Below are 24366 nucleotides of genomic sequence, written 5' to 3'. Positions count from 1 at the left end.
CAACAATCGTTTTGTTTGGAGTTTTGATTTCTTGATGATATGATGATTCTAGAACTTTGAAAGGGGATATAAAAATGGAAGGATATAAAACGGTTGATTTTGAACAGTTGGAACAAAACAAAACGAAAGCAGAAATGATCACGTTCGTATCAATGTCAGAAATAGAAGCTGCTCGGCAAGCAATTACAAAAGCGGGGATCGATGAAACGCGTTTTTCTGATGGTGATCTCATTCTTGCTTTAAAACAAAAGGAACGGTTTGGGGCAAATACGATCGTTTCCGTGATCATTGATTGGCTCATCAATCAAAACTATCTGGTGAATCCAGCTCATGCCATGCGTTACTTAGCAAAGAAAATGGCAAATGGGCCAGTTACAAGTTACAAATTATTAAGTGAAGGTGAGTTTGATTGTGACGGGAACTATTACTTGATTGCTCGCACAAACACCACCTCATCGGCAAATAAAGTCTATAAAGTTTACACGGATGGACAAGTAAAAGAGCTTTGGCAGGCAAAATAAGTACAGATGATTTCGGCTCTAGTGAATAAGGAAAACGGCTGTGTAAGCAGTAGTTAGCGGAAAAAGGATTTTCTTAGATTGAAGGTTGTGAAAGACGCGTGAAACTAAACATTCGAATCGGCTTAGCTGGCAGTCATCTTCTGATTGGTGCATTCAGCTTGCTCGGCGCTCTGCTGACGCTTTATAAAGTACCGACAAGTTTTGGTGCGATCCAAGCCTTGTTAGGTGAAATTTATTATACCGATACGGTATTTGACCGATTTACTCAGCTTTTCTTGTTGGGGATCATCAGTCTTTATACCGTGGTGACCAGTTTTTATGGGTTTCGATTTTGGTGTTTTTGCTCCGCCTCTTCTGCATTTGGGACACTGTTGGCATATTTTGAATTAACTGAATCACTTCCAGTGATGGTAGTTTTCATTCTTGTTTTAGCAAGTTTGTTTCAGTTATGGGTAGTCACATACTTCATTTTCCAAAAGCTAAAAAGTAGAGCTGAAACAGGTTGAACTGATACGTTCAAGCTGTTTTTTTCTGTCAAAGATTATTTGTTGGTAACTAGGGTTATTGCGTTACTAGCGAAGTGTTTTATGCTATGCTAGATAGAGAGATGTAGTTGATTTTGAAACGATTAATAAAAGATTAATAAAAGGTGAAAAAGCGTAACAAGGTCGTTGGCATTTCAATCAGCGATAAAAATGAATTTGAGGAGGACTGATGAGAGAGTGGTTACCAAACAACAGGTACTGACTGCGGAAAAAGACTTTCTGAGTGGTGAAAATTTTTATGTACAGCATTTCTTAGGCGCCCATCAAGTAGATGATGGCTACGTGTTTCGCGTTTGGGCACCAAATGCTCAGCAAGTTTGGCTTGTTGGCGACTTCAACCAATGGACGGATAGCTTGCCGATGAACAAAAGGGCAGAATCCGGTGTTTGGGAAATTGAGACCAACCAAGTAAAAGAAGGACAGCTTTACAAATACAAAGTAAAACAAGCAAATGGACGAGAAGTATTGAAGATCGATCCTTTTGCTGTCCATTTCGAAGCTCGACCAGGAACTGCTGCCGTATTGCACTCGATCCCACAAAAAAAATGGCGGGATGGGTTATGGCAAGGACGGAAAAAAAGACAAAAAACATTTAATCGACCTCTTAATATTTATGAAGTTCATGCCAGCTCCTGGAAGCACCACGAAGATGGCACCCCTTATCGCTTCTCCGAATTAAAAGATGAACTTATTCCTTACGTGAAAAAAATGGGCTACACCCATATCGAATTTATGCCTTTGATGGAACATCCTTTAGGAACCTCATGGGGCTATCAATTGACTGGTTACTTTGCACTTAGCTCCTATTATGGGACACCAGAAGAATTTCAAGACTTTGTAGAGGCTTGTCATTTGGAAAATATAGGTGTCTTCGTTGATTGGGTGCCAGGACATTTTTGTGTCAATGATGACAGTCTTGCCTATTATGATGGCACGCCGACATTTGAATACATGGATGAAAACCGTGCGAAAAATGTTCGCTGGGGTGCGATCAACTTTGATCTAGGCAAACCGCAAGTCCAAAGCTTTCTGATCTCAAGTGCATTGTTCTGGATCGAATTTTACCATATTGATGGTATTCGGGTAGATGCCGTTTCCAACATGATCTATCGCGATTATGATGAAGGCCCATGGGAACCGAATCACGAAGGGGGCAATCGGAATTTTGAAGGGTACTATTTCTTACAAAAGCTCAATTCAGTCATCAAGTTAGCCCATCCTGCAGTTGTCATGATTGCAGAGGAAAGTACTTCCGAGACCAAAATAACAGGAATGGTCGAAGGAGGCGCTCTCGGGTTTGACTACAAATGGAATATGGGCTGGATGAATGATGTCCTGCGTTTTTACGAAATGGACCCGATTTTTCGTAAAGATCATCTAAGTCTTTTATCTTTTTCTTTCATGTATCGGATGCAAGAAAATTATATCTTGCCACTCTCCCATGACGAAGTGGTTCATGGCAAAAAAAGTTTGATGCACAAAATGTGGGGAGACCGCTACAAACAGTTTTCACAACTACGCAATCTCTATACGTACATGATGATGCATCCAGGGAAAAAACTGTTATTCATGGGTAGTGAATGGGGACAGTTTTTAGAATGGAAATATGATCATGGGCTTGAATGGGTCGATTTAAACGACGCATTCAATGCAAAAATGCAGTTCTTCACCCAGACCTTGAATGAATTATACAAAGAAGAACGAGCCCTTTGGGAATTGGATGATCAAGAAGATTCATTGATGGTGATCGATGCAGACAACTTAGATGAAACGACATTGACTTTCTTACGACAAGGAAAAACGAAAAAAGATTTCTTGATCGTGGTTGTCAATCTGACACCAGTGGAGCGTCACGATTTTGCGATCGGCGTGCCATACGAAGGAACGTATCGCGAGATTTTAAACACGGAACGGGATGTATTTGGCGGAACTTGGGTGGCGAATAACCCAGACTGCCAGACCAGTAATACCCCTTTTAAGCAATACGACTATCAAATCAAAACAATTTTGCCTGCACTTGGGGCTTTAATCATCAAACCAGAAAAAATCAAAATGACTCGAAAAAAAGCAGTAAAGAAAGCACAAAAAAAAGAGTAGAGGGGGAACGGTGAGTAGATCACCAAACAAAATGAAAACAGAGATGTTAGCAATGATCCTCGCAGGGGGACAAGGGACTCGATTAGGGAAATTAACAAAGAATATTGCTAAACCAGCGGTTCCATTTGGCGGCAGATATCGGATCACCGATTTCACGTTGAGTAATTGTGTCAATTCAGGAATCAAAAATGTGGGTGTTGTCACTCAGTACCAGCCATTAGCACTAAACAACCATATCGGAAATGGTGCGAGCTGGGGATTGGATGGAATCAGTACCGGTGTGACGATCTTACAGCCATATTCAAATTCAGAAGGCGAAAAATGGTTTGAAGGAACCGCCCATGCGATCTATCAAAACATCGCTTATATCGATGAGATGGACCCGCAATATGTCTTGATTTTATCAGGGGACCATATCTACAAAATGGATTATGAAGAAATGCTGGAAAAACACAAAGAAAATGATGCTTCATTGACGGTTGCAGTTCTCGAAGTACCGATGAAAGATGCCTCGCGTTTCGGAATCATGAACACCGATAAAAATGACCGTATCATTGAATTTGATGAAAAACCAGCCGAACCAAAGAGCAATCTCGCTTCAATGGGGATCTATATATTTGATTGGAGTCGTTTGCGCAGTATGCTGTTGAGTAACTATACAAAAGACGGCGAAATGGTCGATTTTGGGAAACATGTCATTCCTTCTTATCTCGAAAGCGGCGACAACGTTTTTGCCTATCACTTCTCTGGCTATTGGAAAGACGTAGGAACGATCGATTCATTGTGGGAAGCCAATATGGAATTTATTGATCCAGCAATGGAGTTGAATATTCGGGACAAAAGTTGGCAAGTATTTTCTAAAAACCCAATCGCACCACCACATTTTGTGACTGAGACTGGGGCTGCGAGAAACTCTCTCGTGATGGATGGCTGTTATGTTGCAGGGGAAATCGAGCACAGTATTTTATCAGAAAATGTGCAGGTGAAAGAAGGATCGACGATCAAGGACAGCGTGATCATGCCTGGAGCGGTGATCGGTAGAAATGTTAAATTAAACCGAGTGATCGTTGGGGAAAATGCAGTGATTGGTGACGATGCAGAGATCGATGGAACAGACGAAATTGCCGTAGTCGGCTATTCTGAAATTTTAGGGGTGACGATTGATGAGAACTAATAAAATGTGTGCGATTTTAGGGAATCTGCAACGATACCAAGACTTGATGCCATTAACAGAAAACCGTCCGCTGTCGACCTTATTGTTTGACTGCAAATACCGCTTGTTAGATTTTAATCTTTCAAGTATCGAAAATGCCAATATCAAACAAGTCTATATGATTTTCAATGAAGGAGAAACGCAGTCGGTCTTCGATCATATCGGTGGCGGAAAAGAGTGGAACTTGGACGGCGTACAAAACCGTTTCTTTATTCACCTGTTCCAAGACTCATTGAAAAAGCAAGCAGAAGGACAAGAGTATTATTATAATGTCATCGACTATTTGGAAAAATCCAAATCGGATCATACCGTATTTATGGGCAGCAAAGTCTTATGCAACATTGATTTGCGTGCCTTGTTGAAAATCCATCAGCTACAAGGCAATGAAATGACCGTCGTGTACAAACGCATCAGCAGTGACAATGTTTGCGAAAGTGATCTGTTGTTCAATGTAGACAGTGAAGGTCACTTAGAAGAAGCGATCCAAGCGAAAAAAGGTGAGGTCAGTGACCTTGTCAACTTATGTACGGATATTTTTATCATTCAAACAGATCGTCTGATCGCTGCGCTAAAAGAGGGGCAAAAAGTTGGCGCAACGGCAGACCTCGGTCAATTTTTACGAGAAATGATCGCTGTTGAAAATACAGGTCTATATGAGTACACTGGTTACTTAAGTAACATTTATGACATCTCTTCTTACTATCAAACAAATATGGATATGCTCGATGTGCATAAATTTACGTCGTTGCTTTACTCGAATCAAAAGATCTATACCAAACTGAAAAACGAAGTGCCAACGTATTATTCAGAAACATCTGACGTGAAAAATAGCCACTTTGCTTCTGGCTGCATCGTGGAAGGAACGGTCGAACAGTCACTCGTTGCCCGCCGCACGAAGATCCATCCTGAAGCAAAAGTCAAAGGAGCGATCATCTTCGGAAATAATGAGATCAAAGCAGGCGCCGAAGTCTCTTATGCGATCCTAGATAAAAATGTGACCATCGCAGAAGGTGTCAAAGTGCAAGGAACCAAAGAAACGCCAATCGTCATTAAGAAAAATTCTCATGTCACGCAAGACGTTATTGGAGGGGCAAGCGCATGAAGGTTCTGTTTACAGCAGCGGAATGCGCCCCATTTTTTAAAACAGGCGGATTAGGGGATGTTGCAGGGGCATTACCAAAAGAATTGGTCAAAAAAGGCGTCGAGACGATTGTTGTCTTACCTTATTTCACGAAAATGCCTGCTGAATACCAGGAGCAAATGGAAGATTGTTTTTCCTTTGAAGTGGCGGTCGGCTGGCGCAAGCAATATTGTGGGATCAAAAAATTAGTTCTAGGCTCTGTGACCTATTATTTCATAGACAATCTCTACTATTTTGGCCGCGAACGGCTCTATGATTTTTATGATGATGGGGAACGCTTTGCTTTCTTCCAATTAGCCGTGATCGAAATGATGGAACGCATTGAATTTATTCCAGACATCGTTCATGTCAATGATTACCATACGGCGATGATTCCCTTCTTGATCAAAGAAAAATATCATTGGATTCAAGCGTATCAAAACATACGCACCGTTTTGACGATCCATAACATTGGGTTTCAAGGGTGGTATAGTCGCGATATTTTACCAGATCTTTTTGGTATGGGGACTGAGAGATACGATGATGGCACACTACGTTTAAACGATTGCTTGAACTTTATGAAAGCAGGAATCTTGTATGCGGACCGCATCACGACGGTCAGTCCTTCCTATAGTGAAGAAATCAAAACCTCTGAGTTCGGCTGTGGGCTTGAAGTGATTTTACGTATGGAAAGCGGCAAACTCAGCGGCATTTTAAACGGAATTGATTACGAAATGAACGATCCAGAAACCGATCCTCATTTGGACTATCCTTTCAGTGTCGAAGATTTATCAGGAAAAGCTAAAAACAAGCGAGCGCTACAAGAACAATTTGGTTTGCCTACCCGTAAAGATGTCCCATTGATTTCTGTTGTTAGCCGTTTGACCACTCAAAAAGGGTTCCATTTGGTCCTTGAAGAAATGGAAAATCTCTTGCAATTTGATGTTCAGTTCATCTTACTAGGGACTGGCGAGCATGACTTTGAAGAAGGCTTTCGCTACTTTGCGCAGAAATATCCTGATAAATGTGCTGCCGCGATTTCCTTTGATATTGCATTGGCGCAAAAGTTATACGCAGCAGCGGATCTTTTCTTGATGCCTTCCGCCTTCGAACCATGCGGACTGTCACAGATGATCGCGATGCGTTATGGCACATTACCGGTCGTTCACGAAATCGGTGGCTTGAAAGATACGGTAGATTCCTATAATCCGATCACGAAACAAGGTACCGGCTTTGGCTTTCAAGAGTTTTCACCATTCTACTTGATGAATGCCTTGAAGCAAGGGATCGAATTGTATCAATCTGATCAGGCAACGTGGAACGTATTGGTCAAGCAAGCAATGGAAAAAGATTTCAGCTGGAATCAAAGTTCCGATCTTTATATCCAGTTGTATAATACTATCAAAGTTTGATTGTTTTAAGACAGAAGAATCCTTGTCTGCAACAGAACTGCTAGTTGTAAGACTAGCAATTTTGACGGCAAGGATTCTTCTTTTTTATAAATTGAATGCAAAAAGGAGTGTAACCCTATGACAAAAGAACGATTGCGTGAACTGCTAGAAATCAGTGTTCATGAACTCTTTGCGATTGAAGTGGATGAAGCTTCACCGCAAGAATTGTTTCAAGCACTAGCCAATGTGGTGAAGCAAATGTATTCAGAAGACTGGCGTCAAACTAGAAAAAATCTCTTGCTGGAGGATCAAAAACAAGCGTACTATTTTTCAATCGAATTTTTGCCTGGCAAAATGCTAAAAAGCAATTTGTTGAATATGCAGCTGCTGGAGCAAGCGGAAGCCGTTTTTGAAGAGTTAGGCGTTTCCCTTGATGAGGTTGCTGATACAGAAAAAGACATGGCTTTAGGTAACGGGGGCCTCGGTCGTTTGGCCTCTTGTTTTATGGATTCGCTGGCTTCATTAAGCTTGCCCGGAAACGGGAACGGGATTCGCTATCGCTATGGATTATTTAAACAAAAATTTATTGACGGCCATCAAGTAGAATTACCAGATGATTGGTTACGCTCTGGGAATGTCTGGGAAGTCCGCAAAGAAAGCAAAGCGGTGCCTATTCGATTTGGTGGGCAGGTCTATCTTGTTACGGGAGAGGACGGAAAACTAGCACCAGTCTATGAAGGTGGCTTTACCTGGCGGGCAGTTCCGTATGACACCGCGATGGTTGGCTATCAGAACCAACACATCAACACACTGCGTTTGTGGAGTGTCGAAGTGCCTGCTGAAGATGAGGCACATTATGCGACATTGGAATCACGGCAAGCCTTAGAAAATTTGACTGCTGTTTTATATCCAGATGACTCAAACGAGATCGGCAAACGCACACGATTGATGCAAGAATACTTTTTTGTTTCTGCAGGCATTCAAAGTATCATTCGCTATTATAAAAAATCGAATCTGCCTTTAGCGATGCTCAGTGAACGAGTAGCAATCCATATCAACGACACGCACCCAGCGCTTTGTGTCCCAGAACTGATGCGTATTTTAGTTGATGAAGAAGGCCTTGCTTGGGAACAAGCGTGGGCGATCACCGTGAAAGTCATTAGTTATACGAACCATACGATCATGGCGGAAGCCTTAGAAAAATGGCCAGTTCACATGATTGAAGAAGTGTTGCCGAGAATGGATCAGATCATCAAAGAAATTGATCGGCGCTTTGTCGAAGGAATGCAAGGGGTCCATCCGCAAGCCTTACTGGATCGGACGCGAATCATTATTGATGATCAAGTCCATATGGCACATCTAGCCATCATCGGCAGCCATAGTGTCAATGGGGTAGCCAAGCTCCATTCTGATTTACTAAAATCAGTGGTACTCCATGACTTCTATCTCATTTATCCTGCCCGTTTCAACAATAAGACCAACGGCATCGCACAACGGCGTTGGCTTCAGCTAGCCAATCAACCATTAGCCAAAGTGCTGGATCAGTCGATCGGTACGAGTTGGCGCAATGACCCCTTGGATCTGCAGCTGCTCAAAAATTATTATGATGACGAAAACGTTCTGCAACAAATTGCCGACGCAAAAATGAGTAACAAGCGTGCACTGGCAAAGTACATTCAAAAAGCAACGGGCATTACAGTAGATCCAACGGCAATTTTTGATGTGCAGATCAAACGCCTGCATGCGTACAAACGACAACTGCTGAATCTAATGCATATTTTGAAGCTCTACTTTGAGGTCAAAGACGTTCCGACTGCAGCGTTTCATCCAAGAGTCTTTATTTTTGGTGCCAAAGCAGCACCAAGCTATCACTACGCAAAATCGATCATTAAAGTCATCAATGAAGTGGCGAATCTGATCAATCATGATGAAACCATCAATGATAAAATCAAGGTTGTATTTTTAGAAAATTACAACGTTTCATTAGCAGAAAAAATCATTCCAGCAGCGGATGTCAGTGAACAAATCTCATTGGCCTCTAAAGAAGCATCAGGGACAAGCAATATGAAGTTGATGCTAAATGGGGCAGTAACGATCGCGACTTTAGATGGTGCCAATATTGAGATTCGAGATGCGATCGGTGATGAAAACATTGCGATCTTTGGGTTGACGGAAGAAGAAGTGTATCAGTATTACGCCCAGCATAATTATTCTGCTTACACCTACTATGAGTCAGATCCAGTCTTGCAACGGGTGGTCAATGCCTTTATTGATGGGACGATCCCGAATATTCAAGTTGAAGGTCGGGAAATCTTTGATTCCCTTTTGAAATACAATGATGAATACTTTTTATTAAAGGATTTTCATGCCTATTGTGACGCGCAGCATCGGGTAGATAGTGCCTATCAGGATACGCAACGTTGGCGTAAAGTCAGCCTAATGAATATTGCGAATGCAGGCAAATTTTCGGCAGATGAAACGGTGCGAAATTATGCTGCAGATATTTGGCAGATCGATCCATTATTTGCCCATGTCAAAGAACCGAATGCAGCAAGCTTGACTGAGACGGTGCCTCCAGCCGAATTTAGCTGAAGTGTCCTCATCTGAAATGGTGTAGTCTTTCGTGAAATTCTCCTTAATTTATGGTATGATGAAAAAAATGCATGTAAGAGGATGAGTACAGTGGCAAATTATTTAGATGTGAAACGAAAACACTTCCGTTTTCCTGCTTATGATGATACAGATGGTGTGAAGCTGCAATCCGAGCATCGCCCCGCATTCAGTAAAGCAGATGATTGGATTTTAACCGAAATCAAAGATCCCGTGAGTCATTCTCACAAGGAAGAAAATCAATCTTTGCAGCGCAAAGTGCAGTCCAGCCAACGCGATCGAGGGCACAATGTCCGTCAAAAAGAAGAGCTTGCCAATCACCGTGCCAACTTGCCTCAGTACGGAAAACGTCCAGTGAAAGAGCAGATGCCAACAGGAAAAACCAATTTTTTTGGCAAAGAGGCGAACCATTCTTCTTATCAAGTGACCAGTAAGAAGGAAAAAGCTGAGGTTCCTGTTTCTTCGAAAAAAGAATATTCGGGGCGCTCTTACTTTGTGCCTAAATATATTCCTGCATCGATTATTCCCGATGAGCAAAAACCTGAAATTACGCCGAACGATTTGATGGATGCAATGGCAAAAAAACAAGAAAGTTATTTGTTGTTTGATACTGAACCAGCAGCTTATCAAGTCAAAGAAGAAAATGATCCAACCGTCAAAAAATTCAATCGCCACCCCTCTGTTGGGATGACACGCAGCGAGTTTCGAGCCAGTAATAAAAAAAATGGTGAGAAAAAGCGGTCCGTTTTAGATCGATCATTAAAAGGAATGATTGAAGACGATCAACAAGAAGAATCTTCAAATGGCTATTTTCGATCTAAATAGCAGTGACAGTTACTCTTAATAGAAGTGGTCCGTTGATCCTAACGATGAATGATTTCAGCTAGATGGCTAACATCTAGCTGTTTTTTTTGTGTGCTTGAGAAAACAGATTCACAAGTTGGTTCATTTGAAGTATGAATTTCACCGAGTGAGGAATATTCTGATTTTACTAAGCCATAGCGTGGACTATAAAATAAAGTGAAACGATCAAAACCAACGTTATTTATAATGTTTGTTATTTTAATTGGCGATTACTTTTGTCATTTAAAATCGATAGCAAGTCAAACGGTGGGAGATCAGTGGTTTTCTAATCAGCCGTAATTGAAAAAGGGAAGCAAGCGTCCTGATGGCTAAAGCTGCTCTTTGGAAAGGACTGATCCATGATCGATTTCAAGGGAAAGATACGCTGAAAGGTGGGCATCAACAAATGAACAAGAAAAAGAGAAAGGTTTATTTCACCATCATTATTGGTTTACTTGGAGGACTCTACTTTTTCTCAACCATGAGTGTATTTTCTTCAAACGTTTTTTTTGCTGCGCAACTGGAGGAAGAAACGGTTGCGAGTGAACCCTTCGAACCGATACGAGAGCAAGAGACTGAAGAAAGAGTTGCCATTTATTTTGATGAATTAACGAAAGCCGGGACTGTAGGAGAACTGCTGCTGGTTGCGTTTCGTACGGACCGTCCCATTAGTGAAATTGCGATCCGATTGCCGCAATCTGCGGTTATTGCTGAAAAGGAGTTGCCAAAGGGAGTCAAGATGACGCCACTCACTGAAGAGAACGGTTGGAAACTAATGACCGATACTCCTAGAAGTGATTTTTTGGTTCCATTGATAGTTGATACAGCAGGGTCGTTTCCATTTGAAGCAGCAGATTCAATGATAATGCTTGAAATAAAGGAAGCATCGGAGACAAACCCTACGGATACACAAGAGGATGAGCAAACTGATTCGAGTGACTCCACCGATCAATTGGATCAAGAGGATCAAGTACCAGAAGAGAAGGAAAAAGAAAGCCAGCTTCCTGAGTCATCAACGTCTGATCCTGGCAATCTTTATCTTTTAGGCGACAACGTAAAAAAAAGAGGGGTTGCCAACTGGGTCGAATTTATGGCTGCAATGGTCGATCGGACGGTCAATTATATTTATTTGACGGCCAGTTTTCAAACGAACGATAATCCTCGTTTAGGCATTACGGGAATTGACGGCTGGAGCAGCAGCGTCAATCCTAATGGCGGATTAGCCTATGTTTATATCAATGCCTCGAGAGTTTCAAGAACGTTAATCATCGATGGTCTCGACAAATATCAGATGGATCTTAGAGCCGTAGCGATCTGTTTCCGCGATTCCAGTGTCAATCCTGATTCGCCATGGGACATTACCTTGCAAAATCTGGAGCTCTATCACGGAAATTATTGGGGGGCAATTGAGTACAATGATTTGAACATGACAAATCAGCAGCGTTCAATCATTCGATACCATAATCTCAACCATACGGGCAATCAGTTGTTTTACGGTTTGCACTCTCGAGCCAGCTTTTCTGGACATTCGGTTTCGCACCAAACGCCTAGATATACCTCAGACTTCAATGCTTCTTGGACGATTCACTCGAACACCCAAGCCAATTTTGAAATCAACCAAATAGAGCTTCGTGAGGGAGCAAACGTCGAAATGTCGACGATCAGCTCAGGAAATCTTGATTTTTTTAATACGAATGCGCGTCTCATACTAGGTGATAATGCTCGACTATCATTAAATGCCAACGGTTCGGCAGGTGAAGCAGGCGGTGCCAATATTCGCTTTGTCGCTGGCAATGGACGCATTGAGTTAGGAAAAGGCGCGGAATTGGCACTAAATACACAAAACAACAGCCCAGCAGTCATCACATCAGGCACGCCCCATGATATTCGCTTAATGGAAAAAAGTCGCTTGTCGGTTGCTGCTGCAAACCGAACGTTGTACAGTCATATTTTCTGGTTAAGTGCCAATACGCATGTCACCTTAGAAGACAGCAGCACCTTAGAGGTTGAAGCAACAAATCAAAATACAACCGCAAATATCTTCCACTTCTCTGGCACGACTGGCAATCTCAACGTAGGCAAAGACGCTACCTTAGATATTCGTTCGGACAGCCCACAAGCTGTCCAACGCCTACTTTTCTTTACCGGTGCCAACAATCCCGCAAGATTGACGATCGATGACGCCAAGCGTGTCAATTTGCAAAGAACCCGCCCGATAACGACCACCACAAATGGTCTAATTGAAGGGGGAGGAATCACTACTAAGAATCAGGCGATTCGCCAGTGGCGGCATGGAAATACAGGAGAGACAGTTGATTTTCAGTGGCAACCGATTCTGTCCATGACTGCGGCGATTTCAGGAACCAATACCAATGTGACCAATGTGTCTTCGCTGAATGAGGAAACAAGTCGCGGGTTTGCTTCGCAGTTTGCTTCTCGTTCGCAACGGCTATTGTTTGAGAAAATACCAGACGTCACGGTGACCATCGATCCTTTGACAGAAGATAGAACCTTACCTAATGCTTCTACGATTTCGGGAACCGCCAATCCTGGTAGCTACCTTCGATTCCAAAGAGAGGGGCTGATGCCAGAACCGACGCTTGAAACGACAGTCGATAGTGCCGGCAATAGCGGGTATTTTCACACCCAAGCGGATGAAAACGGGCAGTATTTACTTGATCTATCTGATTTAGAACCTTTCCAGTATTTTACACAAGGTGAAGTGGTCACCGCGCAGGCATTTCTTGATGGTAAATGGGCAGAAGCATCAACCACTGTGGAACCCATTGGTGACGTAGACCCAAAAGATCCCTTGGATCCTGATCAACCGATTGTACCCGAAAATCCGCCCTTGATACCAGAAAATCGCGGGTTTGTCAGTATAGACTTTGTTTCACAATTCGATTTTGGTACAGTACCGATTCGCTCGTCGACAAGCCGCTATCCGGCACGTCCGCAACGAATTTCTTTAGTGGATGATCATGAATCAACCGAACGACCAAACTATATTCAGGTCTCCGATCGTCGATTTCTTCAAACGGGCTGGACCTTGAGTGCCCGATTATCAGAGGAAGGGTTCGTTAGTACGGATGCGTTTAAGCACCACTTAAAAGGAGCGAGTGTGCATTTGAATAATATTGAAATGGTTACCTCTAGAGAAAATCACTCTGAAGCACCAGACTACTTTGAAGCAATTGAGCTGGGACCGCAAAATCAAGTGATTGCACGTGCCAATGAAAAGCAAGGGGCGGGAACTTGGATTCAACGCTATGGAAACGAGCATACCATGCAAAAAAGTGTCGAACTGGAAATCCCTATTGGCGCGAGGCCGCAAGCGACAAGTTATCAAGGAACCATCCATTGGGAGTTGAGTTTCGTACCTGGCGCTGACGAATAACCCCTTTGAAAAACAAGTAAGCATGTTCTGCAATCGTGAATATGATCGAACACTGTAAAAGTTGATCAGACAAAAAGAAGTCCATTTGCCATTGGACTTCTTTTTTGTCTGAAACAAACGAGTAGTGGTTGACACTACTTTTCCCACTTTGGCGGATACGCTTTTCAATCAATAGAAGTGAGTGAAACCACAGGTAGTGTATCGATGAGCAAAATCATAACATGGTAGTCCTCAACAAAATCACCTGAGCACTGTGTCTTCTCCAGCATAAATTTTATTTAGCTATTTTAGTAATTAAATCCTGCTCAAATATTTTAATTTTCGCTTGCCTTTTGATATGCTAAGAATAAGGGGGAATCAAAGATGGAAGTTGATCTACAAATGCTGGCGATGATTTTCTTTATCAATCTCGCCTATGTTACATTGAACACACTGCGATTTTTATTGACAATGAAAGGGTATCGCGTGATTGCCCCATTAGTGAGTATGATCGAAATCACGATCTATATTTTAGGCTTATCTATGGTATTGGATCGTTTGGATAACCCGCTGAATCTCTTATTTTATGCACTAGGCTATGCTGCAGGAGTCAGCATCGGGATCAAAATCGAAGATAAGCTGGCTCTGGGCTATACAATGGTCACAGTGATCCTACCTAGTAATACGGATGAAGAAAAGAGTTTGCCGAAGATTTTGCGACAAGAGGGCTATGGTGTGACACAAAGCTTTGGTGAAGGTTTGGAAGGCCCGCGACTGATTTTAGAGATTCTTTCCCAAAGAAAAAGTGAGAAAAAGCTCTATCAAACGATCAAAGCGGTGGAAGAGCGAGCGTTTATCATCAGCTATGAACCCAAGTATATCTCGGGCGGTTTTTGGACCAAAAAAATCACCCGTAGAGAGGCGAAGTTGAAAAAGCAAGCACCTGTTGATTGAGGAACTAGAGGCGGCTTGATCCATTCGTGAAGAATAGCTGCATCAGAAGCAGGGAGTTTATTGATGAGAGGAAGCGTTAGGTGTGGAAAAGAAAGCAAATGGTATGATGGCGGTCATCGCTGCATTGATCTCAAATATTTTGGTGGCGATCAGTAAGTTTGTCGGTTATGCCTTGAGCGGTAGTGCGGCCATGCTGAATGAAAGCATTCATAGTGTCGTGGATTGCAGCAATCAGATCTTTTTATTGATCGGTGATAAACGGGCAACAAAGGGACAAAGTGAGCTGCATCAGTTTGGTGAAGGTCGGGCGAAATATTTTTTCAGCACGATCGTTGCGATGATGCTCTTCTTTGGTGGGGGCGCACTAGGCGTGATGGAAGCAGTGGAAAAGCTGCTGCATCCCGCCCATGAAGTCGGCAATACTTGGTTAGTGATCGCTATCTTGATTTTCGGGATGGTCGTTGAAGGAAGTTCGTTGTGGATCGCGATCAAGGAGATCCGCGAGCTAAACGTCGAACGTCAACCAATCTATCGTTTTTTGAAGGAAAGTCGGCATAGTGAGATCTTGATCATTTTCACAGAAGACTTTTGTGCGGTGATCGGTCTAATGATCGCACTGATCGGAACGGTTTTAACAATGATTACCGGGAACGCATTTTTTGATGCCTTCAGCGGCTTATTGATTGGTCTTTTATTGATGGTTGCAGCGATCTTCTTAGCCCGCGAGTTTTATAGTCTACTGATTGGGGAAAGTGTTACCAAACGTGATTTAGCGGTGATCAAGCAAGCGTTTGAACGTCCCGATGTTGATCGCTTGATCGATGTTAAAACAGTCCATTTAGGGCCAGCAGAAATTTTGATTGCAGCGAAAGTCGATATTGCCGCAAAACAAGAAGAGGTCGGCTATGAAATCATTAATGAGATCGAAGCCGAGATTCGACATCAAATGGCAGATAAAAAAGTCTATATTTATATTGAAACGGATGAGTACGATCCTCACTACATGGAGAAGCGGCGCAAACTTGTGCGACCTTCCCACTGATTTAGCTAGAATAAAGCTGTTTTTTTTGATACAATAGACAAGGATTATCACATAGTGAAGGAGATTTCAAAATTATGATCAATGCAAGTGACTTAAGAGCTGGAATGACGTTTGTTCAAGACGGCAAACTTATCAAAGTATTAGATGCCAGCCACCACAAACCAGGTAAAGGAAATACGGTTATGCGTATGAAATTACGTGACGTTCGGACTGGTTCTACTTACGATACAACCTTCCGCCCAGAAGAAAAATTTGAAAAAGCGCATATCGATACGAAAGCTGTACAATACCTATATACAATGGACGATACCGCATTCTTTATGGATCTGGAAACCTATGAACAATATGAAATTCCAGTTGAAGTGGTTGAAGAAGAAATGAAGTTCATCCTAGAAAACATGGAAGTAAAAATCCAATTCTTCGGCAGCGAAGTGATCGGCGTGCAATTACCTTCAAGCGTAATCTTGAAAGTTGTTGAAACACAGCCATCGATCAAAGGGGCAACCGTGACTGGTTCTGGTAAGCCAGCAACGATGGAAACTGGCTTAGTTGTCAATGTTCCTGACTTTGTTGAAGAAGGCGAAATGCTAGAAATCAATACAGCTGAAGGTACCTATTTAAAACGTGCAAAATAGCAAAAAACCGCGACTTGTTCGCGGTTTTTTCTTTGCTCTTGTTGTGTTCAGAAGTGGTTCATTGTCCCTTTGCCGATCTTTTTTGTAAAGGATAGATACTATAAGGTTTACTGATAAAGTAGGCGACGGAGCAGACGATCACAAAGAAGGGTAGATTTTGAAAGCCAAAGACTTCTCCACCAATAAAGATCGGTGCAAGTAAGGTGCTAGTGGCGCTGCCAAAAACACTGGCATAGCCTAGTGCTGCTACCAGTTCGATAGGCAGTCCGAACAGTGGCGCCAACACGACCCCCAAAGAAGAGCCAATCGCAAACAAAGGGGTGACTTCTCCACCCAAAAAACCAATGCTGATGGTCAATACGGTCAACACCAACTTAAGCAGCCAATCATAAGAATAGATCGGTTGCTTCGTGAAACTCGCGCTGATCAAATTTGTTCCTAAGCCTGAATAACGCCCTTGATACAACAGAACAAAAAGCAAGACTAACGCCAATGCGCCAATCCCAATACGCCACAGTGGATTCGGGAAGCGCCGCTTCATGATGCGTTTCATCGTTTCTAAACAGCCCGCAAAGCTGCCGCCAACCATACCAAAAATCAACCCAATCACAAGTAATTTCAGAAAAACAGGTATCGTCAAATCGACGGATTGAGGCAACATAAGACTAAATTTTTCTAAACCTAACCATTGAGAAGTCGTACTAGCAGTGAAAGCAGCCAGCAAAGCAGGTAAGAGGGCATGATGACTGAATTTACCGATGACAAGCACTTCCAATGCAAAGAACGTCGCAGCGATGGGGGTTTCAAATAAACCAGCAAATCCCGCAGCCATCCCAATCATGATCAGGGTGCTGGCGTACTTTTCTAGTCGCAGCCAATTTCCTAAACGATTGGCGATGGTGGCACCTAACTGAACCGCAACTCCTTCTCTGCCTGCGCTTCCTCCAAATAAATGCGTCAGCCAGGTTCCCACCATTACAAAAGGAATCAAACGCAGCGGAATATCTTTTTCTTCTTCCTGCCCGACTAAAAACACTAAGTTCATTCCTTGAGGACTCCGATCGCCATACTTTTGGAAAAGGTAAGTAAAGCAAATACCGATAATTGGTAAGAAGAGAATCAATGGCAAAAAATGACTTTCACGGAAGGCACTTAAGAACAGCAAAATTTTGCCAAAGAAAGTGTCAACAGCTCCAGCAAGCACCCCAATCACCAGACTGAGCAAACCTAATGCAGTCAGTTCAAAATACGTTGTTTCTTGTTTCTTCATTTCTATCACGATCCTTTAAAAAATGTAGGAATAATGCTCTTGCAACTATGACGAACGAGTGAAAATAAAAAATGACTACTACACACTAAAAAAAGTGGTAGAAGTCATTAGCAAAATTGCGGTTTCAGTAAGAACTGAGGGAGACATTCATTCCCTATTAGCATCAATATTATCTGATAAAACCCTCGTTTTGTCAATGGATGCTGGTCGCGAAAAGCAATCCATCTAATACTTATCTTTTATACATACTTGTGGTAAAATTAATTTCATAAGAATTTACATGTGAATTGAGCGTCGGAAGAGTCACTGGCAAGAAAAGGGATGAAAGGACGATCCTTCTACTGGTTAACCAAGGGAAAAACAGTAGGTAGTGAGGAATCGAAGGGGAAGAAAGAATGATTGCATTTATGACGATCGAAAAATGGCTGCAAAGTGAGCGTTTTTACTATGTGATCCTACCAATTCTCATGGTGGTTGGTCTGATCGCATTATTAGGGTTCCTGATGGTTCTGCTTTATCGAGAAAACCGTAACCCGAAAGTGACGCTATTGCTTGGCGGCATAGTCGTTGCGTGTCTGCTAGGCTTTTTTATTGGAGATCAAGTGTATGGTGAATTCAAAACGTATAATGCGCTGATCACACCGAATATCCGAGACCGCGAAAAAATATTTCTAGGCTATAAATATTACGAATCTGATACTACAGCAGTTTATCAGCGCATCCAAAGCAATGAAGCGATTGAAACTTTAGGGATCTATCAAGCAGTACCAGTGGAACGGGCGATTGAATTTCTTGGATCTGCTCATAACTCCGTATATTTTAAAATGGGCGCCCAGGTTTACTATGCTCGCTATCAACCGACATTTGTGGAAGAGGCAACAACGGCTAAGCTGCAGGGGGTTCAATACCATTTGACTGATCCTTCCTTTGAAACAATCGGCTTCTATTCCGAAACCAACAACTATTTAACGGCAATTACGATTCCAAAGACCCAAGAAACCCTCGAATATCAATCCGTTGATTCTGTGATCCCGAAAGAATTTGGGAAAAGTCAAACCCAATGGGCGTTACCGAATAGGAATGAATAACCATAAAAGAAAACTACCTATGTCACGAAAGAAAGCTCCTTCAACCAGGAATCTTCCGTGGGCAGGTAGTTTTTTGTATGCTTGGTCAGATAACATTACTCTCGCTATGGCTGCTCAGGTAGTCCTCTTTCTTTTTGCGAGACAATTTTTTGAAGGCTGCTTCTGCTTGAGTGGCTTCACTGCGAGTGGAAAAGCTTTCCGCATGGATCATTTGTAATGGTCTGCGACTAGCAGGACGGGTATATTTTGCTCCGATCCCTTTGTTGTGCTCTAATAAGCGGCGGCTCAAATCAGTGGTATAACCACCGTAGAAGGATTGATCGTTGCAACGCAAGACATAAAAATAATGATTCTCAGCAGCCATAGAGCATCGCCTTCACTTCGGGACTATAGGCACCCGTTTCATCATAGGTAATGAGAGGGGAATCAATTTTAAAGCCATCCGCCTTGCCATCCTTGATTCCTTCAATCAATAAAATATTGGCCTCTTTGCCTACTTTCGGATAGACGAAGCGGACGCACTTTGGTGCGATTCGATGGGCGCGCATATGGTCCAAAATATCGAGAAAGCGATCCGGGCGATGAACCATCGCAAACCGTCCGTTCATTTTTAACGCTTTGCTGGCGGTTTGGATCACTTCATCTAAAGTTGTGGTGATCTCATGCCGGGCGATCGCTAAATAGGGGTTCGGGTTTTTGATTGCCGTCGGTACATTTTTAAAATAAGGCGGATTGCAGACCAAAAGATCGACGGAATCAGGTTTGATTTTTTGAAAGAGGTTCTTCAAGTCCATAGGATAGACCGTCAGCTGGTCTTGCAAGTCGTTTAATTCGATACTGCGCTGCGCCATATCCGCTAAGCGTTCCTGCAATTCGATTTGATAAATATGAGCGGTCGTTTTTTTGCTGATAAATAAACCAACTGCGCCATTCCCTGCACAAAGGTCAACGATTACGCCTCTTTTTGGCACTCTAGCGTAATTTGCTAATAACACAGCATCTAATGAAAAAGAAAAAACTTCGGAACTTTGAATGATCTTGATGTCATCGGCATACAATTGGTCGATGCGTTCGTTCGGTTGCAACATGAAGCATACTCCTGTTCTAAATTCATTTCAATGTATTATACTACGATTAAGAATAATGGGAAACGCTAAAAAATGCTTGTCATTTAAACCGTTTTTTTGCATACTTGAATAGGAGAGAAATAGAAAGGAAAATGAGTATGTTTTTTCGCTTTATGCGCGGTGTGGTTCGCGTAGTATTATTTTTGATCAACGGCAATGCTCGTTATCAAAACAAAGAGGTTTTACCTAAAAATGAAAACTACATTTTAGTGGCTCCTCACCGAACCTGGTGGGATCCATTGTACCTAGCAGTGGCTGCTCGACCAAAGAAATTTAGTTTTATGGCGAAAGAAGAGCTGTTCAAAAACCCGATTTTACGGTTCATTTTGATCCATGCCAATGCTTTTCCAGTCAAACGAGACAAACCGGGACCGAGCGCGGTAAAGACGCCAGTCAAAATTTTAAAGGAAACGGATCTTAGCTTGATCATGTTTCCAAGTGGTACGAGACACGCAACGGCTTTAAAAGGCGGCATGGCGTTGATCGCAAAAATGGCTAAGGTCAAGATCGTTCCCTCTGTTTATCAAGGACCGCTGACGTTAAAAGATCTTTTTAAACGCAAGCGAGTAACCGTCCGCTTTGGGGAGCCCATTGACATCAGTGACATCAAAAAGATGGACAAAGAGGGCTTGGCGGAAGTCGAACGGCGCATCCAGGGTGCATTTGACACACTGGATCAAGCAATTGATCCGTCATTTGTTTATCGAATCGATGAGTCCAAAAGAGAAGATTAATACCTAAGAAAAGCCGCTGATCCTTTTGTGATCAGCGGCTTTTTTCTAATGAGTTAATCCAATAATTCGAAAGCAAATTTGGTCCACGGTTTTAAATATTCCAACAAAGGCAGCTCGTCATTTGAAATGGCGCCGACTTTGTTTTTTCGCGTGTCTTGGTGAGGGGTCAAAACGATCTGCAATTCGTTTTTGTATTGGCCAAAGGTATCATTGCCGATAACGATGTCCCCATAGGCAAAAGGTTCTTGGTTTGTATGAGGGAGGTTTTCGATGGGACGGTACTTCACCCGTGACTGTGTGGAACGAGCGACTAACGCATTACTGTCACCACGACGAAAATGATTGGTTTCGGCTAATATCCTCCGTTCGATTTCGCTGGCCTCTGCGTCTACGAAAACGCCAAAGGTCAGCTTGTAACGATTGATCGCCGCCAGAGCTTTCAGCTCTGCATCCGACGCGTAAGCATTGCCGATAATCACGGTATCGATCAACCCAGAAGCAAAAAGCAGCTTCCCTTGCAGCGCCAATGGTAAATCTCGACAAGATTCTAAGGTCGGTAAGCCATCATTGACTTCCCAAGGGCCAATTTTGGCTGATTGACTAGTGATGAAGGCGGCTGTTTTCAACCCGTATTTTTTAAAACGTTGGCTGCAGCTGCGGAAAAAAGTATCCGTTAAGCCTGTGCCTCGTTGGGGGTAAAAATTGTGGCAGCCATATAAAAAAGGTTCATTGGCTTGATAAGAAAGGATATTTTCTAAATAGTTCACATCATTACTCATGTTCAATTCAATCGCCAAGCCAAATGGATTAAAGGTCAGCTGGGCTTCTTTATTGCCATCAAACCCTTGATCCAAGCGGATACCGTCCGCACCTAATTCTGCAAAGAAGCTAAGATCGTCATAAGAGATCGCCAGATCACTAAAAACAGCAGGCGAAATATCTAATATCGTTTCAAAGCCAAGGTTCTTGGCAAAGCCGATAATCGAAGAGAATTTTTTTCTGACGATCTCTTTGCCTTCACTGACTTCTAGCATACTCATAAATAAGCGAGAGTAACCAAGGGCAGCAGCTTTTTTTAAATAGTCTTGATCCAGTAAAGGATCGCTATGGTCGGGGTAAATCGAAAGGCCAATTTCTCGTTTCAATGGTTTTCCTTCTTTCTAAAAAACCGCACGAAGCACCTCTTGGCATTGGAAAAAGCTGCTGAGGAAGGCTTCTTCTGTTTGTCTTGGTGGGTGCTTCGTACGACCGTTATTTACACATTATTGTACGACTGGTTGATTTTCTTTTTCCAATTCGTTTTTGTCATAGATTTTTACGAATGGGTAATAGATCAGGATCGATAAAAGAATCAAAAGAACATTCAGCACGATCGCACGCCAATCGCCGCCAGTCGCTAAGAAAGCGCCAATTGGTCCAGGCAATGTCCAAGGGGCATTGACCGTAACTGCATTGACTAAACCAGCTGAGGTAGCGACCCACGCAATGACGCCATTGATCAGTGGTGCAATGATGAAAGGTGGGATCAAGATTGGGTTCAAAACGATCGGTGTACCGAAAATCAGTGGTTCGTTGATGTTGAAAATAGCTGGGATCAAGGCTGTTTTTCCTAGCTTTGAACCGAATTCCGATTTGGTGCGAAACGCTAACAAGATAGCCAAACCAATCGTTGAACCAGCCCCACCGATCCAGATGAACCATTGATAAAATGGTTCGGCTGCGATATTGGGAATCATATCTCCTGAAGCAAGCGCAGTCGTATTTCCTTCCAATAACTGCAACCATAATGGACGAGCCAGTGAACCAACGATAGAAGCACCATGGATCCCGAATGACCAGAAGAAGGTCGTCAAGAAGGTGATCAAAAGCACACTTGGCAAGGTGTCTGCGGCACTGACTAAAGGATCGACGACTTTTGCCACGATCGTGTGCCAGTCAAAGCCGATATAGTAAGTGATCGCACCCATTCCTAAAATAATGACTAAGGTAGGGGTCAAGGCTTCGAAAGAACGAGCGACTGCAGGTGGGACTTGTTCTGGCATCGTGATTTTAAATTTCGATTTGTCCGTTAACCGATAGATTTCAACGGCAAGAATCGAGGTGATGATCGCCACGAACATACCAGCACTCCCTAAATTGGCCATTGGCAAGACAAAGCCGACCGTTCCAGCAGCATCCAAGGCTTCTGCTGGGATATTGACAGGGGTAAAGGTCAGTAAGAAGGCGGTCGTAGCTAGGATCCCGCCAGAAAGACCATCAAGCTTATAAGAGCGAGAAAGACTGTATCCGATCCCGAATGACGCATACAAGCTCATAATGTACATCGTCATTCGATAAGGCAATAAGATCGTTGTGGCATTGCTAGACAAGAATTGATAGATGCCCCAACTTTGAGGCAGCGGTGGAAAGGCTAAAATCATAAAGAACGAACTGACGATGATCAATGGCAAGGTTGAAACGATCCCGTCACGAACCGCCCGCAAGTGACGCTGGCTGCCAAGTTTTTCCATCGGTCCTGCCAAATGGCGCTCGATGAATTGAGTGAATTTATCTAACATGGTTTATCCTCCTAAGGTCTTTTACATTTTTGCTTCCCATGGATTCGGAATGATTTTCCCTAAAATCACGCCTTGGGCTGCCCCGGTTGCTGCAGGGGCATTATTGACACGGCTGTGAAGGGTTTCATTTCCTAAGATGGCAAAAGCCACCGCTTCTTTGGCATCGTTGGAACCGCCAATGTCATCTTGTGTTCCAACGGCTACTGATTCTGGTAAATAGCCTTTGATCAGTTCAATCAGTAGATGATTGTGGGCACCGCCGCCCGAGAGAATCACTTCCAGATCGTTTGTTCCCAACTGAGGAAAAATGAACCGTTGGTAACTGTCAGCGATGGAAAAAGCGGTGAAATCGGTTAAAGTCCTCACCAAGTCTTCAGGTGCTGCTTCGGGATACTTGGTCAATAACTGCTGAACAAAATGTTTTCCAAAAAGCTCACGCCCGGTGCTTTTCGGCGGTTGCTGGGACAAATAAAAATGAGTTCTTAATTCCTTTTGCAAGGTGGGTATAATTGCTCCCGCACGGGCTGTTTCACCAAACGCATCATAAGGCTGGCCGAATAACTGAACCATTAATTCATCAATGACCATGTTTCCTGGATCTGTATCAAAGGCATACAGCTCGTTTAAGCTGCCACTTTTTGGTAGTACAGTAACATTGCCGATGCCGCCAATGTTTTGCAGCAAACGATTTTTGCTGTCTGATTGATAGAGCAGATAATCTGTATAAGGAACAAGAGGGGCGCCTTGACCGCCAGCAGCCATATCCATCACTCGAAAATCGGCGACGACTTTCGTTTGTAAGCCATAAGCGATAATCGAAGGTTCGCCAATTTGCAAGGTGCTGTTTTTCGCTGGATCAGAATCGGGGGAGTGCCAGATCGTTTGTCCGTGGCTGGCAACAAAATCAATGCTTTTTTCTTCAATACCAGCTTTTTGGCAGAGGATTTGACACGCTTTCAAAAATTGATACCCTAATTCAGTATTTAATTGGCAGATGAGGGGAACATTTGATTCCACCGGATCACAAGCAGTTTTTATTCGTTCCTTCAATTCTTCACCAATGGGTAGCGTGACCATTTCCATCAGCTGTACGTCTGTTTCGGTGCCGCAGCCATTGATTTTTACTAAAGCAGCGTCGATCCCATCCAAACTGGTTCCTGACATTAGTCCTATTGCAAGCATAGCGTTTCTCCTTTCTTTTAGAATAGTGATGAAAGCGATTGTTGAATTCGATTTCACACT

Annotated in this window: 20 protein-coding genes and 1 riboswitch; of the genes, 14 read left to right on the top strand and 6 right to left on the bottom strand. The window is 42.9% G+C overall.

Features of this window, described 5'->3' with window-relative positions:
* Positions 1-74: 74 nt before the first annotated feature.
* The 12 genes from IGI96_RS01005 (at position 75) to efp (ending at position 16347) form a co-directional block, all read left to right on the top strand.
* Positions 75-521, top strand: a complete 447-nt coding sequence (locus IGI96_RS01005; RefSeq protein WP_087627698.1) for a hypothetical protein — start codon at positions 75-77, stop codon at positions 519-521.
* A 98-nt stretch (positions 522-619) separates the two neighbouring features.
* Positions 620-1027: a hypothetical protein gene (locus tag IGI96_RS01000; protein WP_016610805.1), complete on the top strand. Its 408-nt coding sequence runs from the start codon at positions 620-622 to the stop codon at positions 1025-1027.
* 189 nt (positions 1028-1216) lie between these two features.
* Positions 1217-3163 (top strand): 1,4-alpha-glucan branching protein GlgB, encoded by a 1947-nt coding sequence (gene glgB, locus IGI96_RS00995; protein WP_142973302.1) that lies wholly within the window; start codon positions 1217-1219, stop codon positions 3161-3163.
* A gap of 31 nt (positions 3164-3194) precedes the next feature.
* Positions 3195-4337, top strand: coding sequence for a glucose-1-phosphate adenylyltransferase (locus IGI96_RS00990; RefSeq protein WP_438785123.1), 1143 nt, complete (start codon positions 3195-3197; stop codon positions 4335-4337).
* A complete protein-coding gene (gene glgD, locus IGI96_RS00985; RefSeq protein WP_016610808.1) occupies positions 4327-5478 on the top strand; it encodes a glucose-1-phosphate adenylyltransferase subunit GlgD in 1152 nt (383 codons plus the stop codon). The genes IGI96_RS00990 and glgD overlap by 11 nt, the downstream gene beginning before the upstream one ends.
* A complete protein-coding gene (gene glgA, locus IGI96_RS00980; protein ID WP_123834414.1) occupies positions 5475-6908 on the top strand; it encodes a glycogen synthase GlgA in 1434 nt (477 codons plus the stop codon). Before glgD ends, glgA begins: the two co-directional genes overlap by 4 nt.
* A gap of 117 nt (positions 6909-7025) precedes the next feature.
* The gene (locus tag IGI96_RS00975) at positions 7026-9479 is read left to right on the top strand and encodes a glycogen/starch/alpha-glucan phosphorylase (RefSeq protein WP_270288096.1); all 2454 of its coding nucleotides are present in this window, start codon (positions 7026-7028) and stop codon (positions 9477-9479) included.
* Positions 9480-9560: 81 nt separating this feature from the next.
* On the top strand, positions 9561-10322 hold the full coding sequence (locus IGI96_RS00970; RefSeq protein WP_118215457.1) for a hypothetical protein: 762 nt from the start codon (positions 9561-9563) through the stop codon (positions 10320-10322).
* 424 nt (positions 10323-10746) lie between these two features.
* The gene (locus IGI96_RS00965) at positions 10747-13737 is read left to right on the top strand and encodes a WxL domain-containing protein (protein WP_270288118.1); all 2991 of its coding nucleotides are present in this window, start codon (positions 10747-10749) and stop codon (positions 13735-13737) included.
* A 363-nt stretch (positions 13738-14100) separates the two neighbouring features.
* Positions 14101-14670, top strand: a complete 570-nt coding sequence (locus IGI96_RS00960; protein ID WP_118215459.1) for a DUF2179 domain-containing protein — start codon at positions 14101-14103, stop codon at positions 14668-14670.
* Between the two features lie 103 nt (positions 14671-14773).
* Positions 14774-15712, top strand: coding sequence for a cation diffusion facilitator family transporter (locus tag IGI96_RS00955; protein WP_118215485.1), 939 nt, complete (start codon positions 14774-14776; stop codon positions 15710-15712).
* Between the two features lie 74 nt (positions 15713-15786).
* The gene (efp, locus tag IGI96_RS00950; protein WP_005229668.1) at positions 15787-16347 is read left to right on the top strand and encodes an elongation factor P; all 561 of its coding nucleotides are present in this window, start codon (positions 15787-15789) and stop codon (positions 16345-16347) included.
* A 58-nt stretch (positions 16348-16405) separates the two neighbouring features.
* On the opposite strand, the gene IGI96_RS00945 is transcribed toward efp, so the two are convergent.
* Positions 16406-17617, bottom strand: a complete 1212-nt coding sequence (locus IGI96_RS00945) for a chloride channel protein (protein ID WP_074932972.1) — start codon at positions 17615-17617, stop codon at positions 16406-16408.
* A 91-nt stretch (positions 17618-17708) separates the two neighbouring features.
* Positions 17709-17781, bottom strand: a riboswitch (Fluoride riboswitch).
* 231 nt (positions 17782-18012) lie between these two features.
* On the opposite strand from IGI96_RS00945, the gene IGI96_RS00940 reads away from it, so the two are divergent.
* Positions 18013-18705, top strand: coding sequence for a hypothetical protein (locus tag IGI96_RS00940; RefSeq protein ID WP_118215461.1), 693 nt, complete (start codon positions 18013-18015; stop codon positions 18703-18705).
* Positions 18706-18790: 85 nt separating this feature from the next.
* Here IGI96_RS00940 and IGI96_RS00935 read toward each other — a convergent pair whose 3' ends face one another.
* Entirely contained in the window at positions 18791-19069 is a 279-nt protein-coding gene (locus IGI96_RS00935; RefSeq protein WP_005229675.1) for a GIY-YIG nuclease family protein, read from the bottom strand.
* On the bottom strand, positions 19059-19793 hold the full coding sequence (locus IGI96_RS00930; protein WP_438784788.1) for a tRNA1(Val) (adenine(37)-N6)-methyltransferase: 735 nt from the start codon (positions 19791-19793) through the stop codon (positions 19059-19061). Before IGI96_RS00930 ends, IGI96_RS00935 begins: the two co-directional genes overlap by 11 nt.
* Before the next feature lie 137 nt (positions 19794-19930).
* Here IGI96_RS00930 and IGI96_RS00925 point away from each other — a divergent pair, with 137 nt between their 5' ends.
* Positions 19931-20566: a lysophospholipid acyltransferase family protein gene (locus IGI96_RS00925; RefSeq protein ID WP_311953833.1), complete on the top strand. Its 636-nt coding sequence runs from the start codon at positions 19931-19933 to the stop codon at positions 20564-20566.
* A 53-nt stretch (positions 20567-20619) separates the two neighbouring features.
* On the opposite strand, the gene IGI96_RS00920 is transcribed toward IGI96_RS00925, so the two are convergent.
* The 3 genes from IGI96_RS00920 to anmK all read right to left on the bottom strand — a co-directional run bounded on the left by IGI96_RS00920 (position 20620) and on the right by anmK (position 24306).
* Positions 20620-21711 (bottom strand): DUF871 domain-containing protein, encoded by a 1092-nt coding sequence (locus IGI96_RS00920; RefSeq protein ID WP_128432188.1) that lies wholly within the window; start codon positions 21709-21711, stop codon positions 20620-20622.
* A gap of 117 nt (positions 21712-21828) precedes the next feature.
* Complete coding sequence (locus tag IGI96_RS00915) at positions 21829-23124, bottom strand: PTS sugar transporter subunit IIC (protein ID WP_128432186.1); 1296 nt, start codon at positions 23122-23124, stop codon at positions 21829-21831.
* A 21-nt stretch (positions 23125-23145) separates the two neighbouring features.
* Positions 23146-24306, bottom strand: a complete 1161-nt coding sequence (gene anmK, locus IGI96_RS00910) for an anhydro-N-acetylmuramic acid kinase AnmK (RefSeq protein WP_438784787.1) — start codon at positions 24304-24306, stop codon at positions 23146-23148.
* Positions 24307-24366: the final 60 nt, after the last annotated feature.

This window comes from Enterococcus sp. DIV0421 (assembly GCF_051713745.1).
Classification (GTDB): domain Bacteria; phylum Bacillota; class Bacilli; order Lactobacillales; family Enterococcaceae; genus Enterococcus_D; species Enterococcus_D casseliflavus.
This window is presented reverse-complemented; position numbering and strand designations above follow the sequence as displayed.

Excerpts from the sequence above, each read along its gene's own strand:
- IGI96_RS01005 (WP_087627698.1), top strand. The coding sequence starts at position 75 with ATGGAAGGATATAAAACGGTTGATTTTGAACAGTTGGAACAAAACAAA.
- glgB (WP_142973302.1), top strand. The coding sequence starts at position 1,217 with ATGAATTTGAGGAGGACTGATGAGAGAGTGGTTACCAAACAACAGGTA.
- IGI96_RS00990 (WP_438785123.1), top strand. The coding sequence starts at position 3,195 with ATGAAAACAGAGATGTTAGCAATGATCCTCGCAGGGGGACAAGGGACT.
- glgD (WP_016610808.1), top strand. The coding sequence starts at position 4,327 with ATGAGAACTAATAAAATGTGTGCGATTTTAGGGAATCTGCAACGATAC.
- glgA (WP_123834414.1), top strand. The coding sequence starts at position 5,475 with ATGAAGGTTCTGTTTACAGCAGCGGAATGCGCCCCATTTTTTAAAACA.
- IGI96_RS00975 (WP_270288096.1), top strand. The coding sequence starts at position 7,026 with ATGACAAAAGAACGATTGCGTGAACTGCTAGAAATCAGTGTTCATGAA.
- IGI96_RS00970 (WP_118215457.1), top strand. The coding sequence starts at position 9,561 with ATGAGTACAGTGGCAAATTATTTAGATGTGAAACGAAAACACTTCCGT.
- IGI96_RS00965 (WP_270288118.1), top strand. The coding sequence starts at position 10,747 with ATGAACAAGAAAAAGAGAAAGGTTTATTTCACCATCATTATTGGTTTA.
- IGI96_RS00960 (WP_118215459.1), top strand. The coding sequence starts at position 14,101 with ATGGAAGTTGATCTACAAATGCTGGCGATGATTTTCTTTATCAATCTC.
- IGI96_RS00955 (WP_118215485.1), top strand. The coding sequence starts at position 14,774 with ATGATGGCGGTCATCGCTGCATTGATCTCAAATATTTTGGTGGCGATC.
- efp (WP_005229668.1), top strand. The coding sequence starts at position 15,787 with ATGATCAATGCAAGTGACTTAAGAGCTGGAATGACGTTTGTTCAAGAC.
- IGI96_RS00945 (WP_074932972.1), bottom strand. The coding sequence starts at position 17,617 with ATGAAGAAACAAGAAACAACGTATTTTGAACTGACTGCATTAGGTTTG.
- IGI96_RS00940 (WP_118215461.1), top strand. The coding sequence starts at position 18,013 with ATGATTGCATTTATGACGATCGAAAAATGGCTGCAAAGTGAGCGTTTT.
- IGI96_RS00935 (WP_005229675.1), bottom strand. The coding sequence starts at position 19,069 with ATGGCTGCTGAGAATCATTATTTTTATGTCTTGCGTTGCAACGATCAA.
- IGI96_RS00930 (WP_438784788.1), bottom strand. The coding sequence starts at position 19,793 with ATGTTGCAACCGAACGAACGCATCGACCAATTGTATGCCGATGACATC.
- IGI96_RS00925 (WP_311953833.1), top strand. The coding sequence starts at position 19,931 with ATGTTTTTTCGCTTTATGCGCGGTGTGGTTCGCGTAGTATTATTTTTG.
- IGI96_RS00915 (WP_128432186.1), bottom strand. The coding sequence starts at position 23,124 with ATGTTAGATAAATTCACTCAATTCATCGAGCGCCATTTGGCAGGACCG.
- anmK (WP_438784787.1), bottom strand. The coding sequence starts at position 24,306 with ATGCTTGCAATAGGACTAATGTCAGGAACCAGTTTGGATGGGATCGAC.